Genomic DNA, 13,568 nt, shown 5'->3' on the forward strand with positions numbered 1-13,568 from the left:
TTGTAGCGATTTACGCAGCTACACTAAAAACTGAAACAAGTCGGGTTGGTCGTTCAGGTACTCGAACACGATGTTCTGGTCGTGCATTCGCCGAATGAGCGGCTCAAAATCCTCCCGGCTCTTCAGCTCAATACCAACAACCGCCGGGCCCGTTTCCCGGTTTGTTTTCTTAGCGTATTCGAAGCGGCTAATGTCATCATTAGGCCCCAGCACGTTCAGAAAGTCGCGAAAGGCACCAGCACGCTGCGGAAACCGGATAATGAAATAATGTTTCAGCCCCTCGTACAGAAGCGACCGTTCTTTTATCTCTTCCGTGCGGGTAATGTCGTTGTTACCGCCACCCACCAGACACACGACGTTTTTGCCTTTGATCTCGTCTTTCAAAAAGTCGAGTGCGGCAATCGTGAGCGCACCGGCGGGCTCGGCTACAATGGCTTCTTCATTGTAAAGCTGAAGGATGGTCGTACACACTTTGCCTTCCGGAATGAGAACTACCCGATCCAGATTTTGACGGCATATTTCGAAGGTTGTCTCACCCACTCGCTTTACGGCGGCTCCATCTACGAACTTATCGATCTTGTCGAGCGTAACGACATGGCCCTCTTCTAGGGCTACCTTCATACTTGGCGAGCCGAGGGGTTCAACGCCAATAAGTTTTGTTTTAGGGCTCAGTTGCCTGAAAACGGTCGAAACGCCCGAGGCTAAGCCACCTCCGCCAATGGCCATCAGCAGGTAGTCGATCTTAAAGTTAGAATCTTTGAAGATTTCCAGCCCAACTGTGCCCTGCCCTTCCATCACCTGCACATCATCGAAGGGGTGAACAAATATGCTTTCGTGGGTATCGACAAATTCCCTGGCAGCATGGTAAGCATCATCATACGTATCGCCTACAAGAACGACCTCCACGAACTCTTTGCCGAAAAGTTTTACCTGTTTCACCTTTTGGTTGGGCGTGGTCGTTGGCATGAAGATAGTGCCATGAACGGCCATTTTCCGGCAGGCATAGGCCAGTCCCTGGGCGTGGTTACCCGCACTGGCGCAAACGACCCCTTTAGCGAGCATATCCGGCGATAGACTCGCCATTTTATTATAAGCTCCGCGAATTTTGTAAGAGCGGACGACCTGTAGGTCTTCGCGTTTTAGAAAAATCTTGGCTCCGTAACGGTCTGACAGATTGATATTCTCCTGAAGAGGGGTATGCGCGGCCACGCCCCGAAGCCGTTCGGCGGCCAGATAGATGTTGTCGAGGTCAGGGAATATGAATTTCGTTTCTCCTTTTGCTACAGTGCTCATAACGTAAAGTTAACTAAACAACGCATAGAGGTGCGTATAAACGTGATTGGGTTATTAGTTATTGATTTATCAACCGACGGTTAACAACCCAATATCTAATAACCCAATAACTAATAACCGGAAAAATTAGCTCCGCTCCGGACGTAGTGACCGAACCGCTTTACCAGCCTGCCACATTTCGGATTCGCGCAGTTCGGCCAGCTCGACTTCGAGTTTCTCGCGGTAGTCGGGCTGCGAGTTGCGGGTGATACTGATTTCGGCCTGCTCCTGCGTTTTTACCGAGTTGTACAGTTGCTCAAATACGGGCTTGGTCGCATCGCGGAAAGGCTTCCACCAATCGAGCGCACCGCGCTGGGCCGTTGTCGAACAGTTGGCGTACATCCAGTCCATACCGTTTTCGGCTACGAGGGGCATCAGCGACTGGGTCAACTCTTCAACGGTTTCGTTGAAAGCTTCGGAAGGGCTGTGGCCGTTGGCGCGCAGTACTTCGTATTGAGCTGCGAAAATACCCTGAATAGCACCCATCAGTGTACCACGCTCACCGGTCAGGTCGGAGGTTACTTCTTTATAGAAATCGGTTTCGAACAGGTAGCCCGAACCTACGCCAATACCCATGGCAATAGCCTTGGTGCGTGCGTTACCCGAAGCATCCTGGTAGATAGCGAAGCTGGAGTTCAGTCCTTTGCCTTCTACAAACAGGCGACGAAGCGAGGTACCCGAACCTTTTGGAGCTACGAGGAACACATCAACATCGGCAGGGGGAACGATACCCGTTTTTTCTTTATATGTTACACCAAAGCCGTGCGAGAAATACAGCGATTTGCCGGGTTTAAGCGCAGCTTTCACCGTTGGCCACAGTTCAATTTGAGCAGCATCGGAGAGCAGGAAGCAAATGATGGTACCTTTTTCCAACGCTTCTTCGATTTCGAACAGCGTTTCGCCGGGCACCCAGCCATCAGCAATCGCTTTGTCATACGTTTTGCCTTTACGTTGTCCAACGATAACGTTGAAGCCATTGTCGCGCATGTTCAGCGATTGGCCGGGGCCCTGTACGCCATAGCCAATAACCGCAATGGTTTCATTGGCCAGCACCTCACGGGCTTTTTCTAACGGAAATTCTTCCCGTGTGACTACTTGTTCCTCTACTCCTCCGAAGTTAATCGTTGCCATGTTTAATTGGTTTTGTACGCGTATTGTAGGATTGTGATTGGTTATAAATAATAAGCCCACTCGGCTTCGGGCAGGTATTCGACCAGGCCTTTTTCGGTCTTGCCGACCGCTACGCGACCTGAGCGAACAAACTCAAGAATTTCGTACTGCTTGAGGTATCCGAAAAAATCAAATATCTCAGTGTCGTTACCCGTTTTCTCGATCACGACGTAATCCAGGCCCCAGTAAACGACCCAGGCTTTATACTCTTTATTAATCGTCTCGACATCCAGGGATTTACTGCCCAACTGGGTCGAAATCTTGAAGAGCGCAATTTCGTTGTAGACAATCTCGTCATTGAGATAACCAAAAACGGCCATCACTTCCACAATCTTGCGAATCTGACGAACAAGTTTTTCTACCTCTTCCCGCGATTCGTGTTTGATCACAATCGTGAAGCGGGATACGCCTTTACGCTCCGTTTCCGAAACAGTCAGACTCTCAATGTTAATGCGTCGGCGGGTGAAAATGATCGTGATGCGGTTCAGCAGCCCGATGGTATTTTCGGTGAATATGCAGATCGTGTAGGTAGTCATCTTATTTAAGTCTAATCTGCGAAACGCTGGCTCCGGCGGGAACCATCGGAAATACGTTTTCTTCTTTTTCAACGATCACTTCGAGCAGGAAGGGCCCTTCGTGCGCCAGCAGCGTATCGAGTGCATCAGAAAGATTATCCCGTTGGTCGCAGGTTTGGCCAGCCATACCAAAGCCTTTGGCAATGGTAATGAAGTCCGGGTTTTGCAGTTCTACGAACGAATAGCGCCGTTCGTGGAATAACTGCTGCCATTGCCGTACCATACCCAGGAAATTGTTATTCAGGATAATGGCTTTAACCGGTTGTTTATTCTGCACGATAGTACCCAGCTCCTGTAAGGTCATCTGAAAACAACCGTCGCCAATGATGGCTACCACCTGCCGGTCGGGAGCGCCCACCTGTGCGCCGAAAGCGGCTGGTAAGGCAAAGCCCATGGTACCCATACCCCCCGACGTAACCAGGCTGTTCGGCCGACGGAACTGATAGTAGCGGGAGGCCATCATTTGGTGCTGACCGACGTCGGTTACCAGCACGGCTTCTCCTTTTGTCTTCGTCGACAGCATGTCGATCACTTCGGCCATTCTGATCTTACCGTCCAAGCTGGTCAGTTCCGGAACCGTGATGGTCTCGTTTTCGATCACGTCGAACTTCCGAAACTCGTTACGCCATACCGTGTGATCGTTTGGCTTTACGAGGGGTAACAAGGCTTTCAGTACTTCTTTGGCATCGCCAACTACAGGAGCGTCGGCCCGGATAATTTTGTCAATCTCCGAGGGGTCGATCTCAATGTGAACAACTTTTGCCTGTTTAATGAACTTGCTGGCATCGCCGGTAACCCGGTCGTCGAAGCGCATGCCAATGGCAATGATCACATCGGCCTGATCGGTCATCACGTTCGGGCCGTAGTTGCCGTGCATACCCAGCCAGCCCACGTACAAGGGGTGATTAGTCGAAATAGTTGATTGGCCAAGCAGCGTTGTGGCAACCGGAATGCCCGTTTTTTCGGCAAACTCGATCAGTTCAGCTTCGGCTTTGGCAATCTGAATACCGTGGCCAGCGAATATATAGGGGCGCTTGGCCGAATTGATCAGGTTAGCTGCGGTTTCGACCTGCTCTTGTTTCGGAATTCGCCGTGGCCGATAACTCACCAGGCTCTGGCAGCGTTCGTAGACGAAGGGCTTCGTCATTAACTCCAGCTGCGAGCTTTTGGTCATGTCGATCAGGACAGGGCCCGGCCGGCCCGACTGCGCGATATAAAAAGCTTTCGACAGAATTTCAGGTACTTCGTTAGCATCCGTAATCTGGTAATTCCATTTCGTAATGGGCATAGTGACGCCCATGACATCGGCTTCCTGAAACGCATCGGTGCCCAGTAGTTTTTTACCAACCTGACCAACAATGCAAACCAGGGGAGTAGAATCAATCAGGGCATCGGCAATGGCCGTTACCAGATTCGTTGCACCCGGTCCCGATGTAACAAGGCAAACCCCTGCACGGCCAGCTACGCGGGCGTAGCCCTGTGCGGCATGTCCGGCGCCTTGTTCATGGCGGACGAGAATGTGGTTTATTTGATCCTGGTAATCGTAGAGGGCATCATACACGGGCATGATGGCGCCACCTGGGTAACCAAAAATAGTTTCTACACCTTCAGCTAACAGGCATTTCATCAGGGCGTGCGAGCCGTTGATGTATGTAGCATCCGGAGCAGCCGCTGGGGCTGTATCTACTGCATGAGCGGTTTCCGGTTTAATACTGGCGATTGCTTCCATGATGTATGGTTAATTTAAAGGTCGTTTTCAGTTTGTTGATTTACTGTTGCTTATACCTATTATGCTTCATCCGTTACACAGCCTTCACTCGCCGATTTCACGTTGCGGATGTACTTACCCAACACGCCCTTGGTGAAGCGGGGCGCCGATTGTTTCCACTCACTTTTACGCTGCGCCATCTCTTCGTCCGAAATATGCAGGATCAATTCGCGGGTGGTGGCGTCGATGGTGATGCGGTCGCCGTCGTGTACGAGCGCAATAGGACCACCGTCGAAAGCTTCCGGCGTTACGTGACCTACGACAAAGCCATGGGTACCACCTGAAAAACGACCGTCGGTAATCAAGGCAACTTTGTCGCCAAGGCCCGCGCCCATAATAGCCGAAGTTGGTTTCAGCATCTCACTCATGCCCGGCCCGCCTTTGGGACCGGCGTTACGGATAACGATCACCTGACCGGGTAAGATCTCGCCTTTCTGGAGCGCGTCGATCACCTCACCTTCGTGTTCACATACTTTCGCTGTACCGTCGAAACGGAGCCCTTCTTTACCCGTGATCTTGGCGACCGAGCCCGTTGGCGAAAGGTTGCCGCGCATGATCTGAATATGCCCGGTTGCTTTAATCGGATTGCTCAATGGACGAACAATCTGCTGCGTTTCAAAATTCAGATCAGGTGCATCGGCCAGATTCTCGGCTACTGTTTTACCCGTTACCGTCAGGCAGTCGCCGTGCAGCATACCGTTCTGATACAGGTATTTCATCACGGCTGGTACGCCCCCGATTGCGAGCATATCTTCCATGTAATATTTGCCGCTTGGCTTCAGATCGGCCAGGAACGGCACCCGATCGCTGATAGCCTGAATTTCGTCGAGGGTTAATTCGATACCGGCGGCCCGGGCAATGGCCAGGTAATGCAGTACGGCATTCGTAGAACCACCCAGCGCCATCACAATCGTTAGCGCGTTTTCGAGCGATTTACGGGTGATTATATCAGCCGGGGTGATGTTGCGTTCGAGCAGGATGCGCATGGCTGCGCCAATTTTCTTGCATTCTTCCTGTTTGCCCTCGTGCGTAGCGGGGTAGCTGCTGCTGAAGGGCAGGCTCAGGCCCATCGCTTCAATGCTGCTGGCCATGGTATTGGCTGTATACATACCGCCACAAGCACCGGCACCCGGAATCGAATTCTTGATTACACCTTCGTAATCTTCATCGGAAATATTGCCCGCGTATTTTTTGCCCAGCGCTTCAAATGCTGAAACGATGTCTAATTTCTGTCCTTTATAATGACCTGACCGGATAGTGCCGCCATAGACCATAATGCCGGGCCGATCGAGACGAGCCATGGCCATGACGGCACCCGGCATGTTTTTGTCACAACCAACCACGGTCACAACTGCATCATACCACTGAGCTGCCACTACGGATTCTATTGAATCGGCAATCAGATCCCGGCTGGGAAGTGAGTAGCGCATGCCGTCATTTCCGTTGGTCATACCATCTGATACACCGATTGTGTTAAAGATCAATCCTACTAAACCGTTTGCCTGAATACCCTGCTTGACGTAGACAGATAGTCCGTTCAAATGCATGTTGCATGTGTTCCCCTCATAACCCGTACTGGCAATACCAATCTGGGGCTTCTGCATGTCTTCTTCACTCAGGCCAACCCCGTAAAGCATGGCTTTTGCAGCGGGATTACTGATTTCCTGGGTGAGTGTTCGACTGAAACGATTCAATTCGGTAGTATGTGGCTCAGTAATCATATTTAACATTTAGCGAAATTTCGCTGATAGTGTAATAACGCCGTAAATTAAGCCGATGTTTTTGGGAAAGGCAAGAAAAAACAGATTATTTGTTCCTTAAAATTCGCCTGTATTAATTTTGAACCATGACAACCGAAACTACTTCCCATTACGATCATTTGGAGCAAATGCCGGTCCACGATCTGCTCACGAATATCAATAAAGAAGACAAAACTGTGCCGCTGGCTGTTGAGCGAGCTATTCCTCAAATAGAAGCGCTGGTTACACAGATTGTTGCCCGCATGAAGCAGGGTGGGCGGCTGATTTATATTGGTGCCGGTACGAGCGGTCGACTGGGTGTCGTTGATGCATCAGAATGCCCGCCAACCTATGGCGTTCCGCACGATCTGGTTATTGGGCTGATGGCGGGTGGCGATGGTGCGATCCGGAAAGCGGTCGAATTTGCGGAAGATGATGCCGAACAGGCCTGGAAAGATATTGCACCCTATCAACCCGACGAACTTGATACCGTCATTGGCATTGCGGCATCGGGCCGAACACCTTATGTTATTGGCGGACTAAACGAAGCCCGGAAAGCGGGTCTTCTAACGGGTTGCATTGTCTGTAATGCCGGATCGGCAGTGGCGCAGGCGGCTGAGTTTCCCGTAGAAGTGGTTACCGGGCCGGAGTTTGTAACCGGAAGCACCCGCATGAAAGCCGGCACCGCGCAAAAACTGGTTCTTAATATGATTTCGACTGCCGTTATGATTCAGTTGGGGCGCGTAAAAGGAAACAAGATGGTTGATATGCAACTGACTAATATTAAGCTACAGGATCGGGCCGCCAAGATGGTCATGAGCGAAATTGGTGTCGACCGGGCGCAGGCAGAAGCACTATTAGCTCAATTTGGCAATGTTCGGGGCGCTATTGAAGGGTTTGCTCAAGCCAAATGACGCTGGCTGACGCTGGCGCGAGCATTAACTCGTGCCTTTTTATAAAGTCAGTATTCGCTGACGCAACCGAACCAGGGTACCGGACCGGCGTGAAAATGAAAGGCACGACAGGGCCGCGGGTGCGGTAAATACTCGCGCCGGCTTTTAGTTAAGTATTAAGCGAAATACCGGCTCGGCTAGGCCGCTCTTTCATCTGGTCTAGTTTGGTGAGAAGCGTTCCTGCTTCGGTCAGGCAGCGGATAAGTGAGAAACAACCCACTGATGGAATAGCTTTGGCTGCGAGCAGGGGGTGGGCATAAGCGTCAAGAACCAGATGCCAGCCCGTCTGTTTGCTATCTGGAAAATGCTGAAAGGTATAATCATGGATGCGCTTGAACCATTTCAGGCAGTCGGGCTGACGGGTGTGTACGTAACTTTTTAACAAGGCCGTTAACGCTTCAACCTGTACCCAGGCCCATTTCTGCTGCCAATCCGGGAAAATGGAGGCTTGCTGTTTAAAATCGACGTACTGATTCAAGCCAGCATTGGTTTCATCCCAGGCCTGATCGCACAGGCGCAGACACCAGCCAGCGACCTGCATCGCCAGCTTGCGATTGCTGTTGATACCCGGCGTGTTTTTAGACGATGCACTCGCTGCATAAAAGTCAAGAAGATAACTGGCTGTTTGGAACGTCAGCCCTACGTTTGATCGTCGACCTTCGGGGGTATTGACAAACGCCCCCTCGGCCAAGACATTGTTGAGGAGTGTTTCGGAACGTCGATCTAAAAACTCGTGCTGTATCTCATGTACAATACGGTCGGTTGCTTCTTTGCCAGTTTCTTCACTTAGCAGCGGTTGCATGTCCAGCGCCAGCCTGAGCAGGGAAGCGGCTTCGCTTAACTGCTGTACATGCTGAAAGCCGCCAACGTTTTGCGCCTGCTCAGCCTTACGATCAGCCCGGCGTTCGATCAGGTTAGTAAATGTCTGCTTGGCCAGCATCGCCCACTCATCCTCTCTGGTAGCACGATGGAGTTGCGCATAGGCCATCGTTGTAAAACAATCCGGAAGTAAATCGGCTGATTGACTAACCGGTCGACCTCGCCGGTCAAGTTGGGCGTAGCAGTCCAGACTATCCTGGTGCGCAAACTGGCTCAGGAAGGAGGCACCATGTCGGGCATGTTCGAGCCAGGCAGATTGCCCGTCGAGGTTATTATACAACCAGGAAAAAGCCCACACCTGCTGGGCCTGCAACGTAACAAATTTATCTCCTTCGATAACCTCTCCCGATCCTGATAACAGATCGAAATAGCCGCCACATAGTTCATCCCGGCCATTTTTGAGCCAGAAGGGAACAACCTGCCTTAACAAGGCCTGCTGATAGGTAGCGGAAAATTTCTGAAAATCGAGCACAAGAAGATGTATGATATAAGATGTATGATATAGGATGTATGATATAGCCTGCTGCCTAACCAGATACATCATATACCATACCTCCTACACCATATTAGTACACTTTCTCTACTTCGCGCGGTTCTTTTTCTTCAGGAAGGATGAACTTCATAGGTTTACCAACCTTACCGGGAAGCAGGGCAATGTCGAGCACCTGATCAACCGTATCCGCGTAGTGAAATACCAGGTCTTTAATATAAGACTGGTTGATTTCTTCGATGTCTTTTCGGTTTTTCGAGCAGAGAATTAACTCTTTTATACCCGCCCGGTTAGCTGCCAGAATCTTCTCTTTGATGCCACCTACAGGCAGTACTTTACCGCGTAAGGTCACCTCGCCGGTCATGGCCAGGTACGGTTTCACTTTACGCTGGGTATAAATAGAGGTCATAGACGTGAGCATCGTAATACCGGCCGATGGTCCGTCTTTAGGAACGGCGCCGGCAGGAATGTGAATGTGCAGGTCGTAATGACTGAAAATACGGTAATCGATCCCCAGATCATCCGCATGGGCTTTCAGGTAGGAGAGCGCCGTAACAGCCGATTCCTTCATCACATCGCCAAGTTGCCCTGAGAGTGTAAGCACTCCCTTACCCCGGCTCAGGCTCGACTCGATCAGGAGAATTTCGCCACCAACCTGTGTCCAGGCCAAGCCTGTTACCACACCAGCGATATCATCGTCGGCATAAAGTTCTTTATCAAAAATCTCGGCGCCGAGCATTTTGGGAATATCGGCCACCTTAATAGTGTGGTTGTATTCCTCCTCCATGGCAATCGACTTGGCCACTTTCCGGATCAGCGCACCAATTTTCTGTTCCAGATTCCGAACGCCCGATTCGCGGGTGTAGCCTTCAATAATACGTAGAACGGCTTTGTCCTCAAATGCCAGATCTTTAGGCTTCAGACCATGATCTCTACGCTGTTTTGGAATCAAGTATTTCTTGGCGATCTGTACTTTCTCCTCAACGGTGTACCCCGCAATGTCGATGATCTCCATCCGGTCGCGCAGGGCGGGGTGGATGGTGTCGAGCGAGTTGGCTGTAGCGATGAACAATACCCGCGAGAGGTCAAACTCCGTTTCGAGGTAGTTATCCATGAACGTCGAGTTTTGCTCAGGGTCCAGTACTTCAAGCAAAGCGGACGATGGGTCACCCCGGAAATCGGAACTTACTTTGTCGATTTCGTCCAGAATAAATACGGGATTGGCCGTACCGCATTTGCGGATGTTCTGAATGACCTTGCCCGGCATGGCACCGATGTACGTTTTACGGTGACCACGAATCTCGGCTTCGTCGTGCACGCCACCCAGGGCCATCCGACTGTATTTGCGGCCCAAAGCCTTCGCCACCGATTTACCCAGCGAGGTTTTACCCACACCCGGGGGACCGTATAAGCAAAGGATTGGGGCTTTCATGTCGTTTTTAAGCTTCAGAACGGCGAGGTATTCGATGATCCGCTCTTTTACTTTTTCCAGTCCGAAATGGTCCGTATCCAGAATCTTTTGCGCCCGTTTCAGGTCGAAATTATCCTTGGTGTATTCATTCCAGGGCAGGTCGACCATCAGTTCAACGTAATTCATGGTTACCGGGTATTCCGGTGCCATAGGATTTATACGCTGCAGTTTGGTTAGTTCCTTATCGAAATGCGCTCGTACCTCGCTCGACCATTTCTTCCGGTCGGCCCGGATACGCAGTTCGTCGATGTCACGATCCGGGTTTTCCATACCCAGTTCGTCCTGCAGGACCTTCATCTGCTGGCGAAGGTAATAATCGCGTTGCTGCTGGTCGAGATCAGAGGAGGCCTTCGACTGAATTTCGCGCTTGAGTTCAAGCAACTGGACTTCCCGAAGCATAAATTCGAGCAGCAGATTAGCTTGCAGATTGCCTTCCAGAGTTTCCAGAAGTCGCTGCTTATCGGCTACATCGGCATTGACGTTCGAAGACAGAAAGTGAAGCAAAAAGTTTGGACTTTCGATGTTATCGAGGGCGATGCGGGCTTCCTGTGGAATTTCCGGATTAAGTCGCAGCATCTTATAGGCTGCGTCTTTCAGGGATTGTAACAGGGCTTTACCTTCCTTCTTGGTTACGTTGGGGAATGAGTCGTCAATCTGGCGTACCTGGGCCGTCATGAAGGGTTCTTCCTGTGTGATTTGCTGAATCTCAAAGCGCTTTTTACCCTGTATGATTATGGTTATGTTGCCGTCGGGCAGCGTAATCATCTTAATGATATACGCAACGGTTCCAAACCGATAAAGATCATCAACTGTAGGTTCGTCTTTTTGCTGATTTAGCTGGGCAACGACACCGATGATTCGGTTTCCCTTATACGCTTTCTTTACTAATCGAATTGACTTGGACCGTCCAACGGTGACGGGAATAACCATCCCTGGGAACAAAACGGTATTGCGAACCGGCAAAATAGGGAGGTTTGCCGGTAGTTCGTAATCATCATCTAACCCCTCTGGCGACCCAAGCGGCACAATTTCTAAATTGTCCGAATCGAAATCGGTCATTAACAAACGGGTAGCTAAATCTTGGTCTAAATGCATAAGTATACTGCCAGCCTGGCAGCAATGAATATATGGTGCCTGATACTATAGGAAAGGCAAAAAAATGAAGTAGTTGCAAGGCCCGTGCCAACTACTAATGTATGACGAAGTGGCGGACTAATTGTAACAACTACAAAATTAACTAAATAGCATGCTTTGTAACTGAAAAATTTATCTATCGAACGAAATGTCTTGAGTGGCCTGATTTTTTCGAAAGACAAATGTTTTTTTCTGGCTCTGGTACTGAACATTTACCATATTAACTTGGTCGTCAAACAGTTCCATCAATGCATTCTGTTTTAATACACCACCCCGGAAAGGATCGCTATAAGGCATTTCCAGATAAATCCAGTGGGCATCTGCTTCAACTTCGTAGCCTACGTATTTGATTGGCTTTACTTGTTTCTGCGGGCTTGTATACACAAAGTGTGATTCAATATATTTTTCAATAATTAGATCCTGTTTTGTGTTACTACTCAAATTGACTTTTGTCTTGGTTGCTTCTGCCAATGCTTTCTCAAAATCATCCGTAAACAGTCGAACGCTGATTTCAAAAACACGCTCTTTGGGGTTATACTGCATTTGCGTCACGCTGGCATGAAACTCATGCACAGTCGTGCTGCCGGATAGCAGACTGGTAAGCACAAGTAAAAAGCCCGATCGAATCAAAAAATTAATCATAGAAGCAGAGCAAGAAAAAGGATTCGCAAAGCTGGAAGAGTATCCTCGTTTCCGCTGCGAATCCTCTTCCAACAAAGTAGTTGGTAAAAGCTTAAAAAACGGCTTTCAAAACGTCGTTGAAAATAGCAAACGCCATTAGTCCAAGTAAGATGACCATACCAACCTTCTGGGCTCCTTCCAGAAAACGATCAGAAGGTTTACGGCCCGAAATAATCTCATAACCGAGAATAGTAGCGTGGCCGCCATCGAGAGCCGGAATTGGCAGTATGTTGAAGAAGGCAAGCGCCATGGAGAGTAATCCGGTAACTGTCCAGAAACGATCCCAAACCCAAATGCCGCCAAAAAGATTCTGTGCAATGCCGATTGGGCCGCTCAGGGCTTTTGAGGCCGATACTTCGCCCCGGAAAATCTTGCCAAACCCTTTAATGTTATCGTAAACGACCTGAAACGCTTTTGCTGTACCTACACTCAGCGCTTCGCCAAAGGTGTAATCCTGTTTGGTAAGCGGGAGCAGAAATTCAGGATAAAAACCAATGGTGCCTTCTGGCGTGGTAGTCATTGTGAGGGTTGTTGCTTGTCCATTACGGTTGATTCCCAGTGTAAGCGGCTTATTTTTGAGGGGCTTTACCGCTTCTGTGAACTCATGGTAAAACTGAATCGGCTTGCCGTTGATGCTTGTAATGACATCGCCAGCCTTCAGCCCCGCTTTACCAGCCGGTTGACCCGGTACCAACTCGCCAACTTTAAACGGCTCAATCGGGTCAATGAACTGACCGGCCGCTTTCTTATCGGCCAGTTTGTCGACAAAATCATTGGGAATGAAAATGTCCTCTATTTTACCGTTCCGGTCAATGGTATACGAACTGTTGTCGCCCAGAAATACGTCGGAACTACGAATTTCGCTGAAATCCGTAATTGGCTTTCCATTCACTTTGATGATTTTATCGCCGGTTTGCAGCCCGATGCTCTTCGCCAGATCATAGGCAACGATACCATACTTGGCGTCTTTCGCGGCCAGATAGGTATTGCCATTCTTATAGGACAGAATCACAAAAATCAGGATACCCACAATGACGTTGACGATAATCCCGCCAAGCATAACGATCAGGCGCTGCCAGGCTGGTTTCGCCCGGAATTCGTAGGGTGCAGGTTCGGCATTTAAGTGAGCCGTATCCAGCGACTCATCGATCATACCCGTAATTTTTACAAATCCACCCAACGGAATGGCTCCGACGCCGTATTCGGTCTCGCCACGTTTAATACTCCAGACTTTGGGAGGAAATCCAATAAAGTACTGCTCCACCCGCATACCAAATGCTTTTGCCGCCAGCAGGTGACCTAACTCGTGTAAACCAACTAAAATAGATAAGCCCAGAATGAGCTGACCTGCCATTACTAAAATTTCCATGTATTCA

General features: G+C 49.8%; 10 protein-coding genes. 1 reads left to right on the forward strand and 9 read right to left on the reverse strand.

All coding sequences use genetic code 11. The features are described from left to right. Nucleotides 1-18: 18 nt before the first annotated feature. The 5 genes from ilvA to ilvD form a co-directional block, all read right to left on the reverse strand. Nucleotides 19-1,293: a threonine ammonia-lyase gene (gene ilvA / locus ACYVJM_RS16105; RefSeq protein WP_461149260.1), complete on the reverse strand. Its 1,275-nt coding sequence runs from the start codon at nt 1,291-1,293 to the stop codon at nt 19-21. 126 nt (nt 1,294-1,419) lie between these two features. After that, on the reverse strand, nt 1,420-2,463 hold the full coding sequence (gene ilvC, locus ACYVJM_RS16110; RefSeq protein ID WP_461149261.1) for a ketol-acid reductoisomerase: 1,044 nt from the start codon (nt 2,461-2,463) through the stop codon (nt 1,420-1,422). Between the two features lie 41 nt (nt 2,464-2,504). Further along, nucleotides 2,505-3,038: an acetolactate synthase small subunit gene (gene ilvN / locus ACYVJM_RS16115; protein WP_461127477.1), complete on the reverse strand. Its 534-nt coding sequence runs from the start codon at nt 3,036-3,038 to the stop codon at nt 2,505-2,507. A 1-nt stretch (nt 3,039) separates the two neighbouring features. Then, nucleotides 3,040-4,806, reverse strand: a complete 1,767-nt coding sequence (gene ilvB / locus ACYVJM_RS16120) for a biosynthetic-type acetolactate synthase large subunit (protein WP_461149262.1) — start codon at nt 4,804-4,806, stop codon at nt 3,040-3,042. Between the two features lie 59 nt (nt 4,807-4,865). Further along, the gene (ilvD, locus tag ACYVJM_RS16125; protein ID WP_461149263.1) at nt 4,866-6,566 is read right to left on the reverse strand and encodes a dihydroxy-acid dehydratase; all 1,701 of its coding nucleotides are present in this window, start codon (nt 6,564-6,566) and stop codon (nt 4,866-4,868) included. Between the two features lie 125 nt (nt 6,567-6,691). Here ilvD and murQ point away from each other — a divergent pair, with 125 nt between their 5' ends. Next, on the forward strand, nt 6,692-7,498 hold the full coding sequence (gene murQ / locus ACYVJM_RS16130; RefSeq protein WP_461149264.1) for an N-acetylmuramic acid 6-phosphate etherase: 807 nt from the start codon (nt 6,692-6,694) through the stop codon (nt 7,496-7,498). Nucleotides 7,499-7,646: 148 nt separating this feature from the next. On the opposite strand, the gene ACYVJM_RS16135 is transcribed toward murQ, so the two are convergent. The 4 genes from ACYVJM_RS16135 to rseP all read right to left on the reverse strand — a co-directional run bounded on the left by ACYVJM_RS16135 (nt 7,647) and on the right by rseP (nt 13,561). Beyond that, nucleotides 7,647-8,888, reverse strand: coding sequence for an AGE family epimerase/isomerase (locus ACYVJM_RS16135; protein ID WP_461149265.1), 1,242 nt, complete (start codon nt 8,886-8,888; stop codon nt 7,647-7,649). A 94-nt stretch (nt 8,889-8,982) separates the two neighbouring features. Then, nucleotides 8,983-11,472 carry an endopeptidase La gene (gene lon / locus ACYVJM_RS16140; RefSeq protein ID WP_461149266.1) on the reverse strand — a complete coding sequence of 830 codons (2,490 nt, stop codon included), beginning with the start codon at nt 11,470-11,472 and terminating at the stop codon, nt 8,983-8,985. A 171-nt stretch (nt 11,473-11,643) separates the two neighbouring features. Further along, nucleotides 11,644-12,225: a DUF6702 family protein gene (locus ACYVJM_RS16145; protein WP_461149267.1), complete on the reverse strand. Its 582-nt coding sequence runs from the start codon at nt 12,223-12,225 to the stop codon at nt 11,644-11,646. 19 nt (nt 12,226-12,244) lie between these two features. Next, the gene (gene rseP / locus ACYVJM_RS16150; RefSeq protein ID WP_461149268.1) at nt 12,245-13,561 is read right to left on the reverse strand and encodes an RIP metalloprotease RseP; all 1,317 of its coding nucleotides are present in this window, start codon (nt 13,559-13,561) and stop codon (nt 12,245-12,247) included. Nucleotides 13,562-13,568 lie beyond the last annotated feature (7 nt).

This window comes from Spirosoma pulveris (genome assembly GCF_054781875.1).

What these genes read in the sequence shown, in the direction of transcription:
- ilvA (WP_461149260.1), bottom strand. Translation starts at nt 1,293, where the DNA reads ATGAGCACTGTAGCAAAAGGAGAAACGAAATTCATATTCCCTGACCTC.
- ilvC (WP_461149261.1), bottom strand. Translation starts at nt 2,463, where the DNA reads ATGGCAACGATTAACTTCGGAGGAGTAGAGGAACAAGTAGTCACACGG.
- ilvN (WP_461127477.1), bottom strand. Translation starts at nt 3,038, where the DNA reads ATGACTACCTACACGATCTGCATATTCACCGAAAATACCATCGGGCTG.
- ilvB (WP_461149262.1), bottom strand. Translation starts at nt 4,806, where the DNA reads ATGGAAGCAATCGCCAGTATTAAACCGGAAACCGCTCATGCAGTAGAT.
- ilvD (WP_461149263.1), bottom strand. Translation starts at nt 6,566, where the DNA reads ATGATTACTGAGCCACATACTACCGAATTGAATCGTTTCAGTCGAACA.
- murQ (WP_461149264.1), top strand. Translation starts at nt 6,692, where the DNA reads ATGACAACCGAAACTACTTCCCATTACGATCATTTGGAGCAAATGCCG.
- lon (WP_461149266.1), bottom strand. Translation starts at nt 11,472, where the DNA reads ATGCATTTAGACCAAGATTTAGCTACCCGTTTGTTAATGACCGATTTC.
- rseP (WP_461149268.1), bottom strand. Translation starts at nt 13,561, where the DNA reads ATGGAAATTTTAGTAATGGCAGGTCAGCTCATTCTGGGCTTATCTATT.